Source organism: Rhodovastum atsumiense (assembly GCF_937425535.1).
Classification (GTDB): Bacteria; Pseudomonadota; Alphaproteobacteria; order Acetobacterales; family Acetobacteraceae; genus Rhodovastum; species Rhodovastum atsumiense.
This window is the reverse complement of record NZ_OW485601.1, coordinates 2,073,808-2,094,423: the sequence shown is the minus strand read 5'-3', so window position 1 is coordinate 2,094,423 and position 20,616 is coordinate 2,073,808. Positions and strand designations below refer to the sequence as shown.

The window sequence follows — 20,616 nt, the reverse complement described above, 5'->3', positions numbered from 1 at the left end:
CCTGGACCCGGCAGGGGGCAGGGGCCCCCTGCACCCCAATCGCGCTGCGCGGCAAAACGGGTTCCAAGGGCGAAGCCCTTGGTGGAGGTCCAGGAGGCGAAGCCTCCTGGTGGGGCGCGGGGCAACGCCCCGCCCATGGTGCAAGGTCCCGGTGAAGCCGTTCACGATGCCGCCGCCGCCGCAGTCCCTGGACGTGCTGCGCAAGCTCGTCCGCCGGGCGCGGATGGATATCTGGCTGGTGCTGCACCCGCAGACGCTGCTGCGGTCCGCCGGGGTGCGGTTCGGCCTGATCTATGCGGGTCTGTTCACGATCAGCGCGCTCGCCTTGTCGGCCTTCCTGTGGTGGTCGACCGCCGGGCTGCTCGACCGTCAGACCGAATCGGCGATCAATGCCGATGCGCAAGGGCTGGTCGAGCGTGCACAGGACGGCCCGCTGCCGCTGATCGAGACCATCCAGGACCGGCTTGCCGCCAATATCGACGATGACGCGATCTACCTGCTGGCCGATCCGGTGCACCGGCCGGTGGCCGGCAACCTGGAGCAATGGCCGCGCGCGATCACCGACGACGTCGAATGGAGCGAGATCCCGATCGACCGCGCCGGCATCCGCGGCCTCGCCCGCATCCGCCAGATTCCCTTGCCGCAGGGCTATCACCTGCTGGTCGGGCGCGACGTGCGGGCGCGGGCGCAGTTGCGGCGCATCCTGGCCGATGCCCTGGTCTGGGCGCCGCCGATCGTGGTGGCGCTGGGCACGGCGGGGGCGCTGCTGGTGCGGGGATTGTTCCGCATCACCATCGCCGACGTGGCCGCCACCGCCGCCGCGTTCAGCCGCGGCGACATGACGCGGCGGGTGCGGGTGACCGGGCTGGGTGACGAGTTCGACCGGCTGGCCGAAGAGATCAACGACATGCTCGACCGCATCGCCCAGTTGATGGACGGGGTGCGGCAGGTCTCCAACGCCATCGCGCATGACCTGCGGACGCCGATCACCCGGGCCCGCGCCCGGCTGGAGGACGCGGCCAACCACGCCCGCGACGAGGCCGACCTGCGGGCGGCGATCGAGCGGGCGCAATCGGACCTCGACGGCATCGTCGCGGTGTTCCAGGCGCTGCTGCGTATCGCCGAGATCGAGGCGGGGGCGCGCCGCTCGGCCTTCGCGCGGGTGGATCTGGGGCCGCTGCTGTTCGACCTGGCGGAGCTGTACACCGCCGCCGCCGAGGAGCGGGAGCAGGCGCTGGATGCCGATATCCCACCCATCCTGCCGGCCTTCGGCGACCGCGACATGCTGCAGCAGGCGGTCGCCAACCTGCTGGACAACGCCCTGAAATTCTCCCCGCCCGGCAGCACGATCCGGCTGGCCGGGCGCAGTGCCGGGCGGATGGTGGAAATCGTCGTGGCCGACCAGGGGCCGGGCATCCCCGCCCAGGACCGCTCCCGCGCCACCGAGCGCTTCTACCGTGGCGAGACGGCCCGCAGCACGCCCGGGTCCGGGCTCGGGCTGTCGCTGGTGCAGGCGGTGGCGACGCTGCATGGCGGCGGCCTGCGGCTGGAGGACAACAAGCCCGGCCTGCGCGCGGTCATCACCCTGCCGGCCCTGACGGTCGCGCACACGCGGCCGGTCCGTTCCTGAACGGTCCGTCACCCACGGACCACGCGCCTGTCAGGGGCAGGCGCTTACGATGAAGGTGATGATTGGTCATTCCACCCTGCTCTGTCGTCGCCTGACCGCCGGGGTCTTCCTCGTGGGGTTGGCGGTGACCACCCAGGCCGAGTCGGTGGCGCATGACGTGGAGCCGACCCGGGTCACCACCGACAGCGCCGCGTATTGCGACGAACTGGCCACCCAGTTGGCAAGCGAGGACCGGGAGGGAAAGGACATGCCGGGGGAGGCGCGCGTGCTGGCCACGGAAGGCCAGCGCATGTGCCGGGATGGGCTGGTGCGGCCGGGAATCTACCGGCTGCGGCGGGCCCTGCAGATCCTGCACGGGGATCCCTGAGCGCCCGCCGGGAGGCGCGCCAGGTGTGATCGAGCGCGGGTGATCGAGCGATCGTCAGTGCATAATCCCGCCGATGCGTTGCATGCAGTCGGCGTGGCCCCGCATGAGCGATCCGTCCGGGGCACCCTGGCTTTAATATATCCGCTGACAGCGATCACCCCTGACCCGGTCCGGCAGAGTGCGGGCCGGGCCGACGAGCAGGAACCGGACGCCCCCATGAGCCCGCCCCGGCAGGCCCTCGACGCCATCGGACACTTGCCAGACCCCGAGATCGACATCGCCGACGCGGCGCTGCAGTTCGCCCGTGTCGACGCCCCGGAGGCCGACTGGCAGGAAGCACGCGCACATCTGTCGGAACTGGCCCGCGATGCGGTGGCGGTGGCCCACGGGATCGCGGAGGACGACCTGGTGTCGCGCGCCAACGCCCTGGCCGCGTTGATCACCGGCCGGCATCGTTACCAGGGCGATGCCAACGACTACGACAATCTCGACAATGCCAACCTGATCCGGGTGATCGCCCGGCGCCGCGGCCTGCCGGTGGCGCTGGGCATCCTGTGGCTGCATGCGGCGCGGGCGGCGGGATGGGGCGTGCACGGCGTCGATTTCCCCGGGCATTTCCTGGTGGCGCTGGAAGGGAGCCGCGAGCAGGTGGTGCTGGACGTCTTCGCCGGCGGCGCGGCCATGGACGGGCGCGAATTGCGGGCGCTGCTCAAGCGGGTCGAGGGCCCGCAGGCCGAGCTGCGGCCCGGCGTGCTGGCGCCGATGTCGCAGCGCGCGGTGCTGCTGCGGCTGCAGAACAACATCAAGATCCGCCGCCTGCATCTCGGCGATGTCGCCGGCGCCCTGGCCTGCACCGAGGACATGCTGCGCATCGCCCCGGACACGGCGTCGCTGTGGCGGGAGGCCGGGCTGATGAACGAGCAGCTCGACCGGGTGGCGGCGGCGCTGCGCTGCTTCGAGACCTTCCTGGGCCTTGTGCCGGAGGGGGAGGCGGCGGTTCGCACCCGGGCCGCGGTGGAGGCGTTGCGCTCGCGGTTGAACTGAACGGTGCCACGCGGCAGCGAGGCCGCCTTGCCGGCCGCCCGGCCCGGCGATAGACCGTGAGTCCAGACGAGCCCGGTGGAGACCAGGATGGCGCGGACGCTGACTGTCGCGGTCCAGATGGACCCGATCGAGACCATCAATATCGATGGCGACTCCACCTTCGCGCTGATGCTGGCGGCGCAGCAGCGTGGCCATACGCTGTGGCACTACGAGGTGAAGGACCTGACCCTGCGCGAAGGCATGCTGAAGCATGGCATCGCCCGCGAGGAGCGCCTGTTCGCCCGTGCCCGCCCGGTGACCGTCCAGCGCGTGCGCAACGACCATTACCGGTTCGGCCAGCCCTCGCTGGTGGACCTGGGCAAGATGGACGTGGTGCTGATGCGCCAGGACCCGCCCTTCGACATGGCCTATATCACCGCCACCCACCTGCTCGAGCACATCCATCGCGACGACGGATCGGGCACGCTGGTGGTCAACAACCCGGTTTCGGTGCGCAACTCGCCGGAGAAATTGCTGGTCACGCATTTCGCCGACCTGATGCCGCCCACCATGATCACCTGGGACCCGGAGGCGATCCGCGGCTTCCGCGCCACCCACAAGGACATCGTGGTCAAGCCGCTGTTCGGCAATGGCGGCTCGGGGGTGTTCCTGATCCGCCACGACGACCCCAACCTGAACGCCCTGGTCGAAATGCACTTCGCCCGCTCGCGCGAGCCGCTGATGATCCAGCGCTACGAGCCGGCGGTGCGCCAGGGCGACAAGCGCATCATCCTGGTCGACGGCGAGCCGGTCGGCGCGATCAACCGCGTCCCGGCCGCCGGTGAGGCCCGCAGCAACATGCATGTCGGCGGCCGGCCGGAGCCCTGCGAGCTGACCGCGCGCGACCGCGAGATCTGTGCCCGCATCGGGTCGACGCTGAAGCAGCTCGGTCTGGTCTTCGTCGGCATCGACGTGATCGGCGAATGGCTGACCGAGATCAACGTCACCTCGCCGACCGGCATCCAGGAAATCCAGCGCTTCGACGGCATCGACATCGCCGGCCGGATCTGGGATGCGATCGAGGCCAGGCTGGCACCCGTGGCTTGATCCCGTTGCAACCCCGCCGCATATCCGCCCCATGACCACCGATCCCTTCGTCGTCCCCGAGGACGCTTCCGCTGCCGACGCCATCGCCGCGATCGGCGAGGACCTGGCGCTGTTCGACGATTGGGAGGACCGCTACCGCTACATCATCGAGCTCGGCCGCAAGCTGCCACCGTTCCCGGAAGCCTGGACCGACGATGCGCACCGCGTGCCGGGCTGCCAGAGCCGGGTATGGATGGAAGCGGCGCTGCGTGACGGGCGGATGTACTTTGCCGGCCTGTCCGACGCGGCAATCGTTTCCGGCCTGGTTGCCCTGTTGCTGCGCGTCTATTCCGGTCGCACCCCCGCCGAGATCGCGGCGACCGATCCGGTGTTCCTCAAGGATCTGGGCCTGCTGGAGGCGCTGTCCACCAATCGCGGCAACGGCATCGCCGCGATGGCGCGCAAGGTGCGGGAAGTGGCGGCCCTGCATCACGCGCCGGCCTGAACGAAGCGGCTGCCAGGGAAGCCCAAACAAAGGCTTGCCTGGACTTCTTCGAATGGCATGATAATCACCATGCCGATCGGATTTCGTTTTGCCGCGCTCCGGGCCTGTGCCTGGCCGAAGCTTCTGGCCGCGCTGTTGCCGCTGGTGCTGACCGCAGCGGGGGCGCCACCTTCCATCGGCACGGAAACCGGCCAGCCATTGCCGCGGTTCGCCGCGCTCCGCTCCGACGAGGTCAATCTTCGTCGCGGTCCCGGAACGCGCTATCCGATCGACTGGGTGTTCCATCGCGCCGGGCTGCCGGTGCAGATCCAACGGGAATTCGATGCCTGGCGCCTGATCCGCACGTCGGACGGAACGCAGGGCTGGGTGCATGTCGCGCTGCTGACGCCCCGTCGCTCGGTGCTGGTGACCGGGGCGCCGCGGGTGCTGCGCAAGGCGCCGGCGGATGACGCGCCGGCGGTGGCGCGGCTCAAGCCGGGGGTAATCGGCCGGCTGCTGACCTGCCCGGCGGACACGCCGTGGTGTCGGGTGGCCGTCCGCTCCTATCGTGGCTGGCTCAGGCAAAACGAGGTCTGGGGGGTTTCCCCGGGCGAGACGGTAACCGGGTGACATGACGGAAACTCCGACCGGCCGGCGCTTCGTCCTTGGCGGCTTGCTGGCGACGCTCGGCCTGGCGCCGATCGGCGCCGAGGCGGCCCGGCGCCAGACGTCCCAGGCCCAGCCGAAATCCGGCACGAAACCGGTCCCGAAGACGAAGTCGTCGGCGAAAGCGCAACCGAAGGCCCCCGCCGCGAAGCCGCGGCCGGCGCGCGGGAGGCAGGCCGTCGGGTCGAAGCCGGCCGCGCCCCGGCCGGCGCCGGCCCCGCTGCCCTTGCTGGTCATCGATCCCGGCCATGGCGGCCATGATCCTGGCGCGATCGGCCCATCCGGCACGACGGAGAAGTCGGTCACGCTGGCCACGGCCCTGGAGCTGAAACAGCAGCTCGAGGCCACACGGCGCTATCAGGTGCGGCTGACCCGCAGCGACGACCGGTTCGTCAGCCTCGCCGACCGCGTGAGCTTCGCGCGGGAGAATGGGGCGACGCTGTTCATCTCGATCCATGCCGATTCTTCGTCCGACCACCGCGCCCGTGGGGCGAGCGTGTACATCCGCTCCGCCGCCACGCCGGCGAAGCTGAAGCGGGTGCCGCCGCGCTCGCGCGCCATTGCCCGCGCGCTGGTGGGGGAACCGCCCTCGCCCCGCTCGGCGTGGCTGCGCACCGCGCTGCTGGACAGCCTGGGCGAGGAAGTCGAACTGACCAACGATCCCGCCCGCGAGGCGCATTTCCACGTGCTGGGGGCAAGCGGCATCGCCAGCGTGCTGCTGGAGATGGGGTTCATCTCCAACCGCCAGGACGAGGCGGCGCTGAAGCGCCCGGCGCATCGGCGTCTGGTCGCCCGGGCGATCCGCGACGCGGTGGGAGATTATTTCACCCAGCTCCGCCAGCCGTCGCACCGCACCTGATCCTGACATCCTGCCCCGGTCCCGGCCGATGTCCGCGCGGCTGAGCACGGCCCTGTTCCTGACGGCGATGTTCGCCGCGGCCGGCGTGTCCATGGCCTTCCTGCCGTTGTGGCTGGTGGCCTGCGGGTTGACCCCGGCGGCGGTGGCGCAGGTGCTCGGTCTTGCCGCGATCCTGCGGCTGGCGGCGACACCGGCCTGGGGATGGCTCGCCGACCGCGTCGGCAGCCTGCGGCTGGTGCTGGTCCTGGCCGCCGCGGGCAGCACCGCCGCCACGCTCGGCTGGCTGCCGGCGCGGGGATTCGAGGCTGTGCTGGCGGTGACGCTGCTGCAGGGCTTCGCGGCGGCGGCGCTGCTGCCGCTGATGGACACGCTGTGCATGGCCCTGGCGCGGGAAGGGCGGGTCGAGTACGGGCGGATCCGCTCGGCCGGCTCGGCGGCGTTCATGGCGGCGACCGCCCTGGCCGGCCCGGTGGTGGCGGCGGCCGGTCCGGTGGCGGCGCCGATGCTGATGGCAGTCTGCTACGCCCTGGCCACGGCGATCGGGCCATTCCTGCCGGGCACGCGTGCCGTGCCAAAGGTGCCCGGCCCGGCGGGCGGCGTCCGCCTGCTGCGCCATCGCCCCTTCCTGCTGACCATCGCCGCGAGCGCGCTGATCCAGGGCTCGCACGCCGCCTATTACGCGCTCTCGACCCTGCACTGGCGCGCCCAGGGCCTGTCCGACACGGCGATCGGCCTGCTCTGGGCCGAGGGCGTGGTGGTGGAAACCGCCCTGTTCTTCTGGAGCCGCCGCCTGACCGGCCGGATCGGTCCGGCCGGCCTGACCGCGCTGGCCGGTGGGGCGGCGCTGCTGCGCTGGACCGTCACCGGCCTGACCACCGAGCTGGCGGCGCTGGTGGCGGTGCAGGCGCTGCACGCGGCGACCTATGGGCTGCAACATCTCTCGGCGATGCGCATGCTGGGGGAGACGGTGCCGCCGGACCGCGCCGCCACGGCGCAGACGCTGCATGCGGCCCTGGGTAACGTGGCGCCGATCGGGCTGCTGATGTGGGTCTGCGGGATCCTGTACGACGAGTCGGGCCGCGTGTTCCTGGCCATGGCGGTGCTGGGCGGTGCGGGCCTGCTGCTCGCCCCCCTGCTGCGGTCAGGACAGGGCGATGAGGTGCTCCAGCAGCCGTCGCGCATGCGCCGGTAGGGCGTCGCGTCGTCGCGCCAGCAGCAACAGCCGCCGCTCCGCCCACGCATCCGTCAGCCGCACCAGGTGCAGGGCGCCGTCGCGCCCGCCGCGCCGGGCCGCCGCTTCAGGCACCACGGCGATGCCGGCCCCGCCCGCCACCATGCGGCAGGCCACGTCCAGCCCGCGCACCCGCGCCCGCAGCCGCATCCGTCCCCCCGACCGGGTGGCGTGCCCGGCCAGGTGAAGCTGCAAGGCGTTGTCCTCGGCGAGGCCGATGAAGTCGTGCGCCAGCGCCTCGGCGAAGGGGATCCGGTCGCGCTGCGACAGCGCATGCCCGGGGGGAACCGCCAGCACCAGCCGGTCGCCACGGAAGGGGAAGCACTCCAGCCCGGTGACATCGGCATGGTCGGCGGCCACCCCCAGCTCGGCCAGTCCCTCGGCCACGGCGCGGGCCACCGCGGGGCTGGGCCGTTCGTCGAGGTCGATGTCCACATGCGGATGCGCGGCCAGGAAGCTGGCCAGGGCCTCGGGCAGGAATTCCGCCATCGCCGCCGTGTTCGCCAGCAGGCGCACATGGCCCTTCACGCCATGGGCATAGTCGCCGAGGTCCCCGCGCATGCGCTCGATCTGCCCGATGACCAGCCGGGCGTGGTGCAGCAGCGCCCGCCCGGCCGGGGTCGGGCGGACGCCACGGCGGCCCCGTTCCAGCAGGGCAACGCCGACCTGCGCCTCCATGCCGCGCACCCGCGCGCTGGCCGAGGCGAGGGCGAGACCGGCACGGACGCTGCCGGCGGTGATGCTGCCGGCATCGGCCACGTACAGGAACAGGCGCAGGTCGGTCAGGTCGAAATGCATCGTCAAGGTCCGTGGAAGCAGCCTTCGTCCTGACCGAAGCCAGGCTCAGTGACTCCCGCATTGTGCCGATCGATCACGCGGTGGAAAAGCCGTTCCATGTCGGATCTTCTGCTACAGGCGACCTTCGTCGCTGCCACCTTTCTGCTGGCTGGTGTGGTCAAGGGCATGATCGGCCTGGGTTTGCCCACGATTTCGATGGGGCTGCTCGGGCTGGTCATGGCCCCGTCCCAGGCCGCCGCCCTGCTGCTGGTGCCTTCGTTGGTGACGAATGTCTGGCAATTGCTGGCCGGCTCGGGCTGCGGTGCGTTGCTGCGCCGGTTGTGGGGCATGATGCTCGGCATCTGCCTGGGCACCGCGGCCGGATCGGGCATCATCGCCGGTGGCGACACAAGGCTCGCCACCGCGGGGCTGGGCGGGGCGCTGATTCTTTACGCCCTGGTCGGACTGGCGCGGGCGCGGCTGCGGGTGCCCGCCTGGGCGGAACGCCGGGCCGGGCCGGTGGTGGGGGCGGTGACCGGCCTGATCACCGGCGCCACCGGCGTGTTCGTCATCCCCGCCGTGCCTTTCCTCGGCGCGCTGGGGCTGGAGCGGGACGAACTGGTGCAGGCGCTCGGGCTGTCCTTCACCGTGTCCACGCTGGCGCTGGCGGCGGGGCTGGCCTGGCACGGCGCGGTGCCGGCGGCATCGCTGGGCCTCTCGCTGCTGGCGCTCGCGCCGGCGCTGCTCGGCATGGCGGCCGGGGGATGGTTGCGCGCGCGGGTGAGCCTCGGGGCTTTCCGGCGGTGTTTCTTCCTCGGGCTGCTCGGCCTGGGGGGCGAGATCGCGTGGCGGGCGCTGGCCTGATGGCCGCCGTCAGCCGCCGTGGTTCCAGGCGGCCCGCAGCGTCGCACCGATTATGGCGATCGTCATGTCCGAGGCGCGGATCATCCGGCCCATGGTCAGGAAGCCATGCATCTGGTCGGACAGGTGCACGCGGGTGACCTGTCCGCCTTCGCGTTCCAGCCGGTCGGCATAGGCCAGGCCCTCGTCGCAGAGCGGATCATGCGTGCAGGTCAGCACGAAGGCCGGCGGCAGGTCGGACAGGTCGGGCGCCCGCAGCGGCGAGGCCCGCCAGTCGATCGCATCGGCGGGGTTGGCCAGGTAATGCGCGACGAACCAGTGCACCGAGCGCGTCACCAGCGGGAAGCCGTCGGTCACGCGCGAATAGGAGGGGTGGCGCGCGGTCAGGTCGGTCGCCGGATAAATCAGCACCTGGTAGCCGATCGGTGGCACCGCACCGTCGCGGGCCATGATCGCCATCACCGCGGCGAGGTTGCCGCCGGCGCTGTCGCCGCCGACGGCGAGCCGGGCCGGATCGATGCCCAGGTCCTCGGCCTCGGCGACGACGAAGCGCAGCGCCGCGGCACAGTCCTCCACGGCGGCGGGGAATTTGTGCTCGGGCGCCAGCCGGTAATCGACCGAGATCACGGCGGCCCGGGCGGCATTGGCGAGCCCGCGGCAGACCACGTCGTGGGTGTCGATGTCGCCGATCACCCAGCCGCCACCATGCAGGTAGACCAGGGCGGGGAGGGCAGCGGCAGGATCGGTGCCGGCGCCACGATAGAGGCGCAGTGGGACCGGGCCGGCGAGGTCACGCACCAGCGCCACCTCGGGCGGATCGGGCTGCAGCACCGCCCGGCCGTTGCGATACAGCGCGCGGGCATCGGTCGCGGCCAGGGTCTCGACCGGCGGCAGGCCGGACGCGCGGATGAGATCCAGGACGCCCTGCACGTCCGGATGAAGGGTCCAGGTCATGGCGGTGGTGCTCCTTGGAGGGAAGCCATCACGACAGGAACCGCGCCAGGTCTCAGTGGCGGATGACGGCGGCGGCCAGCAGGAAACCCAGCGCCGCGAGATTGAGCCCGGCGCCGGCGGCGTGGGAATATTCCCATTGGGCTCGCAACGCTTCCCAGCCTTCGGGCAACATGGTCCATTGCGCCGTCGCGGCGTTGGCGGGGTAGGTCCAGCCCCAGAACACCACCTGCGTGCCGGCGGCGCAGAGGAAGGCGATCAGCACCAGCGACCCGCCGATCCTGCCGCGCAGTCGCCAGGCAAGCACGCCGCAGAGCAGGATCTGCAGGATCACCACGATGCCCAGCAGCGCCCAGCCGTGATAGATCTGCTGCACCAGCAGATAGGCCTCACGCGACAGCCCGATCTTGTTGGGCAGTTCCAGCGCGTGCGCGAGCGCCGGGCCGAGCGCGAGCGCGGTGAGGGCGATGGTGATGGCGTGCTGGCGACTCATCATTTCCGTTCCCGGGCGGCCTTGAAGCCGGCGACGAAGCGGGCGAGCGTGTCCGAGGTTCCGCCACGCGGCAGCATCGCCTCGATCAACTGGAAGCGCCCGCGCGTCGTGTGGGCGCGGGCGAGTGCCTCGGCCAGTTCACGGCGGGTGCGCACGCGCACGCCATCGCCGCCCAGCGGCCCGGCCAGTTCGGCGAAGCGCCAGTCATCGAGGTCGTTGAAGCGACTCTCGGGCTGGAACACCCGCAGCATTTCCCAGCTTGTGTTGTTGAACACGATCACGATCGGGTCCCAGCCATAGCGGCGGCAATTGCCGAGCTCGAAGCCGGTCATCTGGAAGGCGCCGTCGCCCACCAGGATCAGCGGCCGCGCCCCGGTGGCGACCGCGGCGCCAAGGCCGGCGGGCACGCCGAATCCCATCCCGGCATAGTAGCCCGGTGCCACCAGCGGCGCGTTGGCGATCTCCATGCCGGTGAACAGGCAGTCGCCCATGTCGGCGGCCATCGGCATCGGGCCGTGGCGGGTGAACAGGTCGTTCACCGCGGCGGCGATGTCGGACGGCCGCAACGGCGCGTCGTCGGCAAGCAGCGTGCTCGGCCGGGCGGCCGGCGGGGCGGTCCCGGCGGCGCCGGGCGCGGGCAGGCGGGCGAGCAGCGCGTCGAGCAACTCGTCGAGCGGAATGGCGGCGTAGCTGTGATGGCCGACCCGCACCTCGCGGCTGAGCGCCAGCATGGTGCGGCGCATGTCGATGCGGCGTTCGGAGACGGCGAAATTGGTGTCCGACAGGATCACCCCAAGCAGCAGCAGCCCGTCGGAGTCCTCGACCAGCGCGGTGACGGCGGGATCGCCGGCGGCGCCGAGATAGGTGCCGCGCACGACGTCGGGATGCGCCGAGAGCAGGCCGCGCCCCATGAAGGTGGTGACCACCGGCAGGCCGAGCGCGCGCGCCAGCGCCGCCACCTTGTCTTCGACGCCGTAGCGGCGCGTCTCCACGTCCACCATCACCACCGGCCGCTGCGCCACGCGCAGCCGGGCGAGGATTTCCTCGGCGCATTCGCCGAGCGCATCGGGATCGGCGGGGCGGCGCGACAGCACCTCGACCGGGTCTACCTCGGCGCCGACCAGGTCGCGCGGCAATTCGATATAGACCGGCAACGAGTATTCACGGGCGCTGCGCAGCACCCGGGCGATCTCGGCGGGGGCGCGGACCGGATCGTCCAGGATCGCCTGGTCGCAGGTGATCTCGCGGAACACCCGCGCCTGCGTGTCCATGGCGCGCGACATGTGGTGGATCTGCCAGCCTGCCAGGCGCTCGCCCACGCCGGGCGCGCCGGAGATCACCACCACCGGCGAGCGTTCGGCATAGGCGCCGGCGATCGGATTCACCAGGTTGAACGCGCCCGCCCCCCAGGTGACGACGGCGGCCGAGATCGAGGCGCGGAAGCGGGCCGCGGCATCCGCCGCGAAGCCGACCGCGGGCTCGTGGCTGAGCGTGTGGAACGGCAGGATGCCGCTGTCCTCGATGGTCTTGAAGAAGGGCAGGACGAAGTCGCCGGGAATGCCGAAGATCTCGCCCGCGCCATGGGCGTGCAGGGCCTCGAGCAAGGCGTGTCCAAGCGTGGGCATGGCAGTCTCCGGCGGAAGGAATGGAGGGGTGATGGCCGCTCAGGCCGGCGGTGGCGGCTCATCGGAAACGATGTTGCGCAGCACGCCGAGCCCGGTCGCCTCGATTTCCACCACGTCGCCCGCTTTCAGCCAACGCGGCGGATCGAAGCCGGCCCCCGCGCCCGCGGGCGTGCCGGTCAGGATGATGTCGCCAGGGGCGAGCGCGGTGAAGGTGGAGATATAGGAGATGATCTTGTCCACCGGGCAGAGCATGCGATCGGTGCTGTCATCCTGGCGCACCTCGCCGTTGACGCGGGTGATGAGGTGGAACGGCCCGTCGCCCACGGCGGTCCGGGTGGTGATCCAGGGGCCGAGCGAACCGGAGCGGCAGAAATTCTTCCCCGCCGTCACGTCGCCCATCTCGCGGCGCGTCCAGTCGCGCAGGGAGCCGTCATTGGCGAGCATGTAGCCGGCGACATGGTCCAGCGCACGTTCGCGCGGAATGCGCCGGCCGGCGGTGCCGATCACCACCACGATCTCGGCCTCGTAGTCGAACTGGGTGGATTCGGGCGGGCGCAGCAGCGGTTCCTCGGGGCCGGAAAAGCTGTCCGGCACGCGCTGGAACAAATAGAGCGGCATGGTGTCGGGGCCGCTCATGCGGCCGGGATAGTTCCGGCCGATGCAGAAGCATTTTCCCGGCCGCTCCAACGGCTTGAGCAGGCGGAAGTGACGCACCTCGGGCTGCGCCGAGGCGAAGCCCAGCGCCTTTTCCAGCAGCCCTTCGGCCAACATCGTCTCCATGTCCGGGACGTCCAGGCGATTTGCCAGATCGATGATCCCGCCGGCGGTCAGGATGCCGAAGGAGCGATTGAGCCCGTCCTCGTAGGTCGCCAGCCGCATATCGTTGCTTCCCTCATTGGGTACCGTGGCCGAGATAGAGTTCCACGACCCGGGGGTCGGAAGCCAGTTCCGCGCTCGGTCCCTGTAACGTGACGCGACCGGTTTCCAGCACGTAGCCGTGCGCGGAGACCTGCAGCGCCGCCCGGGCGTTCTGTTCAACCAGCAGGATCGCCACCCCGGTACGGCGCAGCTCGGTGATGGTGTGGAAGATGTCGCGCACGATCAGCGGGGCGAGGCCGAGGCTCGGTTCGTCGAGCATCAGCAGGGCCGGGCGGGCCATCAGCGCGCGACCCATCGCCAGCATCTGCCGCTCCCCGCCCGAGAGCGTGCCGGCCTTCTGCCGCCGGCGTTCCTGCAGGCGGGGGAACAGCGCGTAGATTTCTTCCAGCGCCCGGTTCGCGCTCGCGCGGCCGGCGGCGCGGTGGCGGAAGGCGCCGAGGCGGAGATTGTCCTCCACGCTCATGGTCGCGAACAGCTCGCGCTTCTCCGGCACCAGCGACATGCCGGCCTGCACCCGTGACTCGATGTCGCGGCCGCGCAGCTCCTGGCCCTGGAAGCGGATGGTCCCGCGTGCCGGCAGCACCCCCATCACCGCATTGAGCAGGGTCGACTTGCCGGCACCGTTGGGGCCGATGACGCTGACGATGCTGCCGGCCTCGACCCTCAGCGAGACATCGGAGACCGCCGGGATGCCGCCATAGGAAACGGCGACGTCGGCGAGTTCGAGGATCGTGCTCACGCGACGCTGCCCAGATAGGCTTCGATCACCGCCGGATCGTTGCGCACGGCGGCGGGCGCGCCCTCGGCGAGCTTGACGCCGAAATCCATCACCACCAGCCGGTCGGTCAGGTTCATCACGAATTCCATGTCGTGCTCGACGAGCAGGATGGTCACGCCCTCGCCGCGCAGGCGCCGCAGCAGCGCGGCGAGTTCGGCCTTCTCGTTGTGGCGCAGCCCCGCCGCGGGCTCGTCGAGCAGCAGCAGCACCGGGTCCAGGCACAGCGCCCGGGCGATTTCCACCACGCGTTGCTGGCCGAGCGCGAGGCTGGTCGCCGGCCGGTCGGCCTGTTCGGCCAGTCCGACGCGGGCGAGCTGGCGTGCCGCCTCGGCATGGAGCTGCGCTTCCTCGGCGCGGTCGAGCCGCAGCAGGCCGCGCAGCGGGCCGGCCCGGCCGCGCAGATGCGCGCCGATCACCACGTTCTCGATCACCGACATGCTCGGCACCAGCTTCACGTGTTGGAAGGTCCGGGCGATGCCCAGCCGGGCGATGGCAGGGGCGCCGAGCCCGACCAGACGGTGGCCGAGGAAGCTGACGCTGCCCGCGGTCGGGCGATCGACGCCGGTGAGCAGGTTGAAGGTGGTGCTCTTGCCCGCGCCGTTCGGGCCGATCAGGCCGACGATCTCGCCGGCGGCAAGGCGGAAGGAGACGTCGTTGACGGCGACCAGTCCGCCGAAGGCGCGCCGCAACCCCTCGACCTCCAGCACCGGCGAGCCACGCGGCGGCATCTGCCGGTGCGGCAGGCTCGGCGCGTCGTACCTGATCCGGCGGCGCCGCGGCCGGTGGCGGGCCAGCAGCGGCCAGAGCCCGTCCGGCGCGGTCTGCAGCGCCAGCACCAGGATGGCGCCGAACACGATGGTCTCGAAATTGCCGTGCGCGCCCAGGATCCGGGGCAGCCAGTCCTGCAGCAGGTCGTTGACCACGGTGACCAGACCGGCGCCGAGGATGGCGCCCGGAATCTGCCCGGCCCCGCCCACCACTGCCATCAGCAGGTACTGGATGCCGGCATTGATGCCGAACGGGGTGGGGTTCACCGAACGTTGCATATGCGCATAGAGCCAGCCGGCGAAGGCGGCCAGCATGGCGGCGTAGACGAAGGCCAGGGTGCGCGATTGTGGCGTGCGCACCCCGAAGCTCGCGGCCGCCAGCGCGCCGCCGCGCAGGGCGCGGATGGCGCGGCCGGCGCGGCTGTCCAGCAGGTTGCCGGTGGCCAGCGCCGCCAGCACCACCCCCACCCAGATCACGCTGCAATAGGCGCGCCCGTCCACCAGCGCGACGCCGAACAGGCGCAGCGGCGGGATGCCGGAGATGCCGTCATTGCGGCCGAACAGGTCGAGATTGGCGAAGGTGTAGTAAAGCGCGACCCCCCAGGCGATGGTGCCGAGCGCCAAATAGTGGCCGGACAGGCGCAGCGTGACCGCGCCGATCACCAGCGCCGCCAGCGCGGCCACCAGCAGGGCGGCGGGCAGGGTCAGCCAGGGCGAGAGCCCGGCCTGTGCCGTCAGGATCGCGGTGGTATAGGCGCCGAAGCCCAGGAAGCTCGCCTGGCCGAAGGAGGTGATGCCGCCCACCCCGGTCAGCACCACCAGCCCGATGGCGACGATGGCGGCGATGCCGATGTAGTTGGCCAGCGTGATCCAGAACGGCGGCAGCACCGGCAGCCAGGGCAGCAGCAGGCAGGCGGCCAGCGCCGGCAGCGGCCAGAGGACGGCGGCGCGGCTCATTCCTCGTCCTCCACCACGGCGCGGCCCAGGCTGCGCCAGAGCAGCACGGGGATGATGACGGTGAAGACGATCACCTCCTTGAAGGCGCTGGCCCAGAACGAGGCGAAGCTTTCCAGCACGCCGACGAAGATGGCGGCGAGGGCGGCGACCGGGTAGCTGGCGAGCCCGCCGATGATGGCGGCGGTGAAGCCCTTCAGCCCGATCAGGAAGCCGGTGTCGTAATAGATCGTGGTCAGCGGCACGATCAGGATGCCCGACAGCGCGCCGATGGCGCCGGCGAGGCCGAAGGCGACCTCGCCGGACTGCGCCGTGGCGATGCCGACCAGCCGCGCGCCCAGCCGGTTCACCGCGGTGGCGCGCAGCGCCTTGCCGAACAGGGTGAATTCGAAGAAGCCGAACAGGCCGAGCATCAGCCCCAGGCTGAGCCCGACGATCCACAGCGACTGCCCCGGCACCATCAGCGGGCCCAGGGTGAAGCTGGCATCCGAGAAGCCGGTGGCGCGCGAGCCCTCGGGGCCGAAGAACACCAGCCCGAGCCCGACCAGAGCGAGGTGAACGCCCACCGCCGCGATCAGCAGGACCAGCACGGAGGCCCGGGCCAGCGGGCGGAAGGCGACCCGGTACAGGTAGGGCGCCATCGGCGTGACGATCGCGAGCGCCAGCAGCGCCTGCACCAGCACGCCCGGCTGCAGCGGCAGCAGCAGGCGGGTCAGCCCCAGGACCAGCCCGGGCAGCAGGATGGTGCCGGCGAGCAGGCGCAGCACGCGGCGCGCCGACAGCGCGTGGCGCTCCGCCCAGAGCGAGGCGAGGCAGGACGCCGCCCCCAGCCCGCACAGCAGCCAGATGCTGCCGGGCACCTGCCCGGCGTCGAGGGCGGCATAGGTCAGCGCGCCGAAGGCCACGAACTCGCCCTGCGGGATGAAGATCACGCGGGTGACGGCGAATACCAGCACCAGCGACAGTGCCAGCAGGGCGTAGATGGCGCCGTTGACGACGCCATCCTGCACCAGGATCAGCAGGATCGCCGGATCGATCATCCGGCGGCCCCGCAGGCAACGAAAAGAGTCAGGGCCGGATCTTTCTGATAACGCACTAAACCAATGCCCCCGGCCGCACCGGCGGGCTGACACCGGCGTGGCTGCGTGGGGGCATGGGAACGATGCCGGGGGAGGCGCCGATCAGGGGAGCAGCTTCCAGGTGCCGTTCTGGATGGTGACCATCACGCGGGCGCGCTGGTCGAAGCCGTTGTGGTCCTGCGGCGTCAGCGTGGCGACCCCGTGGGTCAGCGGCAGTTCCTTCCGGCTTTCGATGGCGTCACGCAGCGCGGCGCGGAAGGCGGGGGTGCCCGGCCGGCCCTTCTCCAGCGCCACCGGGATGGCGGCCTGCAGCAGCAACCCGGCGTCATAGGCATGGGCGCCGAAGGAATTGGCGCTGCCCGGACCGTTCGCCGCCTCGTAGCGGGCGATGTAGTCGAGCCCCACCGCGCGGACCGGGTTGCTCTCGGGCAGCTGGGCGGCGACCATCACCGGGCCGGTCGGCAGCACGGTGCCCTCGACGTCCTTGCCGCCGATGCGCAGGAAATCGGCGTTGGCGGCGCCATGGGTCTGGTAATAGCGCCCCTTGTAGCCGCGCTCCTTCAGCGTCTTCTGCGGCAGCGCGGCCGGGGTGCCGGCGGCGCCGACCAGCACCGCGTCCGGCTTCGCCATCATCACCTTCAGCACCTGCGCGGTCACGCTGGTGTCGGTGCGGGCATAGCGCTCGGCGGCGACGACGCGGATGCCGTGCGCCTTGGCGGCGCGCTCGAACTCGGTGAACCAGCCGTCGCCGTAGCCGTCGTTGAAGCCGATGAAGCCGGCCGTCTTCACGCCCGACTTCGCCATGTGCTCGGCGATCGCGTCGGCCATCAGGCTGTCGTTCTGCGGCATCTTGAACGTCCAGCGCTTCTCCGGCGTCATCGGCACGATCACCGAGGCCGAGGCGCACAGCGCCAGCATCGGCACCTGCTTCTCGGCCGCCACCACGCTCATCGCCGCCGAGGCGGGGGTGGCGGTGGAGCCGATCACGGCATCGACATGGTCCTCGTCGATCAGCTTGCGGATATTGGCGACGCCCCGGGTCGCGTCGGTGCCGTCGTCGAGCACGACGTACTCGACCTCCTGGCCGGCGACCTGGCGGGGCAGCAGGGCGATGGTGTTGCGCTCAGGGATGCCGAGCGAGGCGGCGGGTCCGGTCGAGGAGACGCTCACGCCGACGCGGATGGGCTGGGCGAGCGCCGGTCCCACCGAAAACGCGAGGGCGGCGATCGCCGACAGCAGGGTGGCGCGCGAACTGGACATGGCCGTCTCCTGAGGGTGCCGTGCGGCCGGTCGCAGTCACGGTCTGGTGTGGCGGGAACGGCCGGGGGGGTGTGTAGTGGCGGGCTGCAAACGGCGTCAATACGGACGCCGGCCGTATCACCAGGTCCGGAATTGCCAGGATGAGACTGACCACCGCCGAGGCCACCCTGGACGCCCTGCTGCGCCATGGGGTCGACACGCTGTACGCCTTGCCCGGCGTCCACAACGATCACCTGTTCGACGCCGTCCAGCGCTCCGGCCGGATGCGCCTGTTGCACCCCCGCCATGAACAGACCTCGGCGTACATGGCCCTCGGGGCGGCGCTGGCGACCGGGCGGCCGCAGGCCTTCGCCGCCGTGCCCGGGCCGGGCATCCTCAATTGCACCGCCGCCCTGCTGACCGCCTATGGCACCGGCGCGCCGGTGCTGGCGATCGCGGGCCAGGTGCCCTCGGACGCGATCGACCGCGGCTGGGGGCATCTGCACGAACTGCCCGACCAGATCGGCCTGCTGCGGCACATGACGAAATGGGCGGCGCGCATCCCCGACGCCGCCGCGGCGCCGCGGCTGGTGGCCGAGGCGATCGGGGCGGCGCTGGGCGGGCGGACCCGGCCGGTGGCGCTGGAATGCGCCGTCGATGTCTGGGGCCGGCCGGGCAAGACCGCGCCGGTAGCCCCGCTGGCGCCCTGGAAGCCGCCGGTCGATCCGGAGGCGATCGCCGCGGCGGCGCGGCTGCTGGGCGCGGCCGAGCGCCCGATCATCCTTGCCGGCGGTGGTGCGCTGGGGGCGGGGCCGGAGCTGCTGGCGCTGGCCGAGATGCTGGAGGCGCCGGTGGTCACCTATCGGCGTGGCCGCGGCGTCATCCCGACCGGGCACCGGCTGGCGGCCTCGCTGCCGGTGGGGCAGCGCCTGTGGCAGGAGGCGGATGTGGTGCTGGGCGTGGGCAGCCGCATGCATTTCGCGCAATCGGTGTGGGGTACCGATCCGGGGCTGAAGATCGTGCGGCTCGACATCGATCCGGAGGAGCCGTCCCGCTTCCGCCGTCCGGACTGCGCGGTGGTGGCGGATGCCGCCGAGGGGCTGCGTGCGCTGCTGGCGGCCCTGCCGGCGCAGAACCGGACCCGCCGCCCGCGCCCGGAGGTTGCCGAGACGCAGGCCTGGTTCGCCGACCGGATCGCCCGCCAGGAACCGCAGATGGGTTTCCTGCGCGCGCTGCGGACCATTCTGCCGGAGGATGGCATCGTCGTGGAGGATGTCACCCAGGTCGGCTTCGTGGGCCGGCTGGCCTTCCCGGTGCAGGCGCCGCGCCGCTACATCTCTCCGGGCTACCAGGACAACCTGGGCTGGGGCTATGGCACGGCGCTCGGGGTGCAGGCGGCGTTGCCGGGGCGTGCGGTGGTGGCGCTGTGCGGCGATGGCGGGTTCATGTACCAGGCCCAGGAACTGGCGACGGCGATGCGCCACCGCCTGCCGGTGGTGGCGGTGGTGTTCGACGACGGCGCCTTCGGCAATGTGCGCCGCATCCAGGCCGAGCAGTTCGGCAACCGCCTGATCGCCTGCGACCTCGCCAATCCCGACTTCGTCGCCTTCGCCCGCAGCTTCGGCATGGCGGCGTACCGGGCGCGGGACGCGGCGGAGCTGGAACGCGCGCTCGGTGAGGCCCTGGCGGCGCGCGCCCCGGCACTGATCCATGTGCCGGTGGGGGAGATGCCCAGCCCCTGGGACATGCTGGCGCCAAGGCGGGTGCGCGGGCTGCACGACGCCTGGCGGCCGGCCTTGCCATAACCCATTGGCCTGACCGCGAATCTGATCGCGGCCTGGCCCGGCTGGCGCCGCGATCTCTGTAAAGCTTGCTTGTCATGGCCATTGTCGTGGTTTATTGACATAAACGGCGGCAGGACTTCGAAGGAGAAATGAATGCAGCCCGCAGCCCCTGGTCAGGCCGGGGGTGGTGTTCCGCTGCCGGGCCGGGACCATCGCATCCGGGGCGCGCGGCGGGGCTGCGCTCCGGCCCGTGGCGACATGGCACCGCGCCTGGCGCGGCGTCGCCATGCCCGCCCGTGTCCTGAAGTCGCACCGTCCGCCGAGACCGCGCGGACCAGCTTCACCTGTCCGGCGCTGGCCGGAGAACGAATTCGTCGTGACCGGCCGTGTCACGGCGAGTCCGGCTGTGTGCAGAAGCGCCGGCCGGCATCCACGGCCGCAATTCAAAGAGAGAGCGTATGGCAGACGAGAAAGTGTCCGCCTCCGGCCTGACCGAGGCCGAGGCGAAGGAGTTCCACGCGGTTTTCCGGCAGAGCTTCCTGATCTTCGTGGGGATCGCCGTTGTCGCGCACGTGCTGGTCTGGTCGTGGCGGCCGTGGCTGCCGTCCGTGGAGGGCTACACCACGTCGATGATCGACGGCGTGCAGCAGATCGTCTCGTTCCTGGTCTGAGGAGGCACCGATCATGTCATTCCTGAAGGACGATCCTTCCTGGCAACTGTGGCTGTTCTTCGACCCGAAGAAGGTGGTTCCGGCGACGCTGGCGGGCCTGTTCGCCTTCGCGCTGTTCATCCATGCCGCGCTGCTCACGACCCATCGCTTCAACTGGATCGAGAGCTTCGGTCAGCGGGCTTACCCGGCCCAGGCGCTGCCGCTGCCGGTGGTGGGCAAGTAACACCAGCCTGATGGCCGCCGCCCTGCCTGCCACGCGGCAGCCGGGGCGGCGGCCGAAGTCGGCGCGCCGGATCCGTCCTGGCCCGGATCCGTCCTGGCGATGTGATCAGCCGAAGCGGGTGATTGCTTCGGCGAGGTTTGCTGTGCCCGGTTGAGGCCATGCCTGCCCGGCCTGAAGCGGGCCGCAGGC

The 20,616-nt window shown here is 71.3% G+C and carries 21 protein-coding genes; 12 read left to right on the top strand and 9 right to left on the bottom strand.

Annotation, left to right across the window (positions count from 1 at the left end; all coding sequences use genetic code 11):
* The first annotated feature begins 151 nt into the window (after nt 1–151).
* The 8 genes from NBY65_RS09510 to NBY65_RS09475 all read left to right on the top strand — a co-directional run bounded on the left by NBY65_RS09510 (nt 152) and on the right by NBY65_RS09475 (nt 7,307).
* Nucleotides 152–1,630, top strand: a complete 1,479-nt coding sequence (locus NBY65_RS09510; protein WP_239002698.1) for a sensor histidine kinase — start codon at nt 152–154, stop codon at nt 1,628–1,630.
* Between the two features lie 49 nt (nt 1,631–1,679).
* The gene (locus tag NBY65_RS09505; protein ID WP_150039704.1) at nt 1,680–1,997 is read left to right on the top strand and encodes a hypothetical protein; all 318 of its coding nucleotides are present in this window, start codon (nt 1,680–1,682) and stop codon (nt 1,995–1,997) included.
* Nucleotides 1,998–2,213: 216 nt separating this feature from the next.
* The gene (locus NBY65_RS09500) at nt 2,214–3,041 is read left to right on the top strand and encodes a SirB1 family protein (protein WP_150039705.1); all 828 of its coding nucleotides are present in this window, start codon (nt 2,214–2,216) and stop codon (nt 3,039–3,041) included.
* Nucleotides 3,042–3,128: 87 nt separating this feature from the next.
* Nucleotides 3,129–4,127 carry a glutathione synthase gene (gene gshB / locus NBY65_RS09495; protein WP_150039706.1) on the top strand — a complete coding sequence of 333 codons (999 nt, stop codon included), beginning with the start codon at nt 3,129–3,131 and terminating at the stop codon, nt 4,125–4,127.
* Between the two features lie 31 nt (nt 4,128–4,158).
* Nucleotides 4,159–4,611 carry a SufE family protein gene (locus tag NBY65_RS09490; protein ID WP_150039707.1) on the top strand — a complete coding sequence of 151 codons (453 nt, stop codon included), beginning with the start codon at nt 4,159–4,161 and terminating at the stop codon, nt 4,609–4,611.
* Nucleotides 4,612–4,680: 69 nt separating this feature from the next.
* The gene (locus tag NBY65_RS09485; RefSeq protein WP_150039708.1) at nt 4,681–5,220 is read left to right on the top strand and encodes an SH3 domain-containing protein; all 540 of its coding nucleotides are present in this window, start codon (nt 4,681–4,683) and stop codon (nt 5,218–5,220) included.
* A 1-nt stretch (nt 5,221) separates the two neighbouring features.
* Nucleotides 5,222–6,115, top strand: a complete 894-nt coding sequence (locus NBY65_RS09480) for an N-acetylmuramoyl-L-alanine amidase family protein (RefSeq protein WP_150039709.1) — start codon at nt 5,222–5,224, stop codon at nt 6,113–6,115.
* Nucleotides 6,116–6,143: 28 nt separating this feature from the next.
* Entirely contained in the window at nt 6,144–7,307 is a 1,164-nt protein-coding gene (locus tag NBY65_RS09475; protein ID WP_150039710.1) for an MFS transporter, read from the top strand.
* On the opposite strand, the gene NBY65_RS09470 is transcribed toward NBY65_RS09475, so the two are convergent.
* Entirely contained in the window at nt 7,257–8,144 is an 888-nt protein-coding gene (locus tag NBY65_RS09470) for a LysR family transcriptional regulator (protein WP_150039711.1), read from the bottom strand. The two genes, NBY65_RS09475 and NBY65_RS09470, sit on opposite strands and share 51 nt — an antisense overlap.
* A gap of 96 nt (nt 8,145–8,240) precedes the next feature.
* On the opposite strand from NBY65_RS09470, the gene NBY65_RS09465 reads away from it, so the two are divergent.
* Nucleotides 8,241–8,987 (top strand): sulfite exporter TauE/SafE family protein, encoded by a 747-nt coding sequence (locus NBY65_RS09465; protein WP_150039712.1) that lies wholly within the window; start codon nt 8,241–8,243, stop codon nt 8,985–8,987.
* 9 nt (nt 8,988–8,996) lie between these two features.
* Here NBY65_RS09465 and NBY65_RS09460 read toward each other — a convergent pair whose 3' ends face one another.
* From NBY65_RS09460 to NBY65_RS09425, 8 genes are all read right to left on the bottom strand, one after another.
* On the bottom strand, nt 8,997–9,938 hold the full coding sequence (locus NBY65_RS09460) for an alpha/beta hydrolase (RefSeq protein ID WP_150039713.1): 942 nt from the start codon (nt 9,936–9,938) through the stop codon (nt 8,997–8,999).
* 52 nt (nt 9,939–9,990) lie between these two features.
* On the bottom strand, nt 9,991–10,428 hold the full coding sequence (locus NBY65_RS09455) for a DUF1772 domain-containing protein (RefSeq protein ID WP_150039714.1): 438 nt from the start codon (nt 10,426–10,428) through the stop codon (nt 9,991–9,993).
* Nucleotides 10,428–12,053 (bottom strand): indolepyruvate/phenylpyruvate decarboxylase, encoded by a 1,626-nt coding sequence (gene ipdC / locus NBY65_RS09450; protein WP_150039715.1) that lies wholly within the window; start codon nt 12,051–12,053, stop codon nt 10,428–10,430. The genes NBY65_RS09455 and ipdC overlap by 1 nt, the downstream gene beginning before the upstream one ends.
* Nucleotides 12,054–12,092: 39 nt before the next feature.
* Nucleotides 12,093–12,932 carry a fumarylacetoacetate hydrolase family protein gene (locus NBY65_RS09445; protein ID WP_150039716.1) on the bottom strand — a complete coding sequence of 280 codons (840 nt, stop codon included), beginning with the start codon at nt 12,930–12,932 and terminating at the stop codon, nt 12,093–12,095.
* Between the two features lie 13 nt (nt 12,933–12,945).
* On the bottom strand, nt 12,946–13,671 hold the full coding sequence (locus NBY65_RS09440) for an ABC transporter ATP-binding protein (RefSeq protein WP_150039717.1): 726 nt from the start codon (nt 13,669–13,671) through the stop codon (nt 12,946–12,948).
* On the bottom strand, nt 13,668–15,434 hold the full coding sequence (locus NBY65_RS09435; RefSeq protein WP_150039718.1) for a branched-chain amino acid ABC transporter ATP-binding protein/permease: 1,767 nt from the start codon (nt 15,432–15,434) through the stop codon (nt 13,668–13,670). Before NBY65_RS09435 ends, NBY65_RS09440 begins: the two co-directional genes overlap by 4 nt.
* Nucleotides 15,431–16,471 (bottom strand): branched-chain amino acid ABC transporter permease, encoded by a 1,041-nt coding sequence (locus NBY65_RS09430; RefSeq protein ID WP_239002699.1) that lies wholly within the window; start codon nt 16,469–16,471, stop codon nt 15,431–15,433. The genes NBY65_RS09435 and NBY65_RS09430 overlap by 4 nt, the downstream gene beginning before the upstream one ends.
* A 141-nt stretch (nt 16,472–16,612) precedes the next feature.
* The gene (locus NBY65_RS09425; RefSeq protein ID WP_150039720.1) at nt 16,613–17,770 is read right to left on the bottom strand and encodes an ABC transporter substrate-binding protein; all 1,158 of its coding nucleotides are present in this window, start codon (nt 17,768–17,770) and stop codon (nt 16,613–16,615) included.
* A 140-nt stretch (nt 17,771–17,910) separates the two neighbouring features.
* On the opposite strand from NBY65_RS09425, the gene NBY65_RS09420 reads away from it, so the two are divergent.
* The 3 genes from NBY65_RS09420 (at nt 17,911) to pufA (ending at nt 20,427) form a co-directional block, all read left to right on the top strand.
* Entirely contained in the window at nt 17,911–19,554 is a 1,644-nt protein-coding gene (locus NBY65_RS09420; protein WP_150039722.1) for a thiamine pyrophosphate-dependent enzyme, read from the top strand.
* Nucleotides 19,555–19,991: 437 nt separating this feature from the next.
* Entirely contained in the window at nt 19,992–20,204 is a 213-nt protein-coding gene (gene pufB / locus NBY65_RS09415) for a light-harvesting antenna LH1, beta subunit (RefSeq protein WP_150039724.1), read from the top strand.
* Between the two features lie 13 nt (nt 20,205–20,217).
* On the top strand, nt 20,218–20,427 hold the full coding sequence (pufA, locus tag NBY65_RS09410) for a light-harvesting antenna LH1, alpha subunit (RefSeq protein WP_150039726.1): 210 nt from the start codon (nt 20,218–20,220) through the stop codon (nt 20,425–20,427).
* Nucleotides 20,428–20,616 lie beyond the last annotated feature (189 nt).

Excerpts from the sequence above, each read along its gene's own strand:
- NBY65_RS09485 (WP_150039708.1), top strand. The coding sequence starts at position 4,681 with ATGCCGATCGGATTTCGTTTTGCCGCGCTCCGGGCCTGTGCCTGGCCG.
- NBY65_RS09455 (WP_150039714.1), bottom strand. The coding sequence starts at position 10,428 with ATGAGTCGCCAGCACGCCATCACCATCGCCCTCACCGCGCTCGCGCTC.
- NBY65_RS09435 (WP_150039718.1), bottom strand. The coding sequence starts at position 15,434 with ATGAGCCGCGCCGCCGTCCTCTGGCCGCTGCCGGCGCTGGCCGCCTGC.
- pufA (WP_150039726.1), top strand. The coding sequence starts at position 20,218 with ATGTCATTCCTGAAGGACGATCCTTCCTGGCAACTGTGGCTGTTCTTC.
- NBY65_RS09425 (WP_150039720.1), bottom strand. The coding sequence starts at position 17,770 with ATGTCCAGTTCGCGCGCCACCCTGCTGTCGGCGATCGCCGCCCTCGCG.
- NBY65_RS09420 (WP_150039722.1), top strand. The coding sequence starts at position 17,911 with ATGAGACTGACCACCGCCGAGGCCACCCTGGACGCCCTGCTGCGCCAT.
- NBY65_RS09445 (WP_150039716.1), bottom strand. The coding sequence starts at position 12,932 with ATGCGGCTGGCGACCTACGAGGACGGGCTCAATCGCTCCTTCGGCATC.
- gshB (WP_150039706.1), top strand. The coding sequence starts at position 3,129 with ATGGCGCGGACGCTGACTGTCGCGGTCCAGATGGACCCGATCGAGACC.
- NBY65_RS09480 (WP_150039709.1), top strand. The coding sequence starts at position 5,222 with ATGACGGAAACTCCGACCGGCCGGCGCTTCGTCCTTGGCGGCTTGCTG.
- NBY65_RS09465 (WP_150039712.1), top strand. The coding sequence starts at position 8,241 with ATGTCGGATCTTCTGCTACAGGCGACCTTCGTCGCTGCCACCTTTCTG.
- NBY65_RS09505 (WP_150039704.1), top strand. The coding sequence starts at position 1,680 with ATGAAGGTGATGATTGGTCATTCCACCCTGCTCTGTCGTCGCCTGACC.
- NBY65_RS09470 (WP_150039711.1), bottom strand. The coding sequence starts at position 8,144 with ATGCATTTCGACCTGACCGACCTGCGCCTGTTCCTGTACGTGGCCGAT.
- pufB (WP_150039724.1), top strand. The coding sequence starts at position 19,992 with ATGGCAGACGAGAAAGTGTCCGCCTCCGGCCTGACCGAGGCCGAGGCG.
- ipdC (WP_150039715.1), bottom strand. The coding sequence starts at position 12,053 with ATGCCCACGCTTGGACACGCCTTGCTCGAGGCCCTGCACGCCCATGGC.
- NBY65_RS09460 (WP_150039713.1), bottom strand. The coding sequence starts at position 9,938 with ATGACCTGGACCCTTCATCCGGACGTGCAGGGCGTCCTGGATCTCATC.
- NBY65_RS09500 (WP_150039705.1), top strand. The coding sequence starts at position 2,214 with ATGAGCCCGCCCCGGCAGGCCCTCGACGCCATCGGACACTTGCCAGAC.
- NBY65_RS09430 (WP_239002699.1), bottom strand. The coding sequence starts at position 16,471 with ATGATCGATCCGGCGATCCTGCTGATCCTGGTGCAGGATGGCGTCGTC.
- NBY65_RS09475 (WP_150039710.1), top strand. The coding sequence starts at position 6,144 with ATGTCCGCGCGGCTGAGCACGGCCCTGTTCCTGACGGCGATGTTCGCC.
- NBY65_RS09490 (WP_150039707.1), top strand. The coding sequence starts at position 4,159 with ATGACCACCGATCCCTTCGTCGTCCCCGAGGACGCTTCCGCTGCCGAC.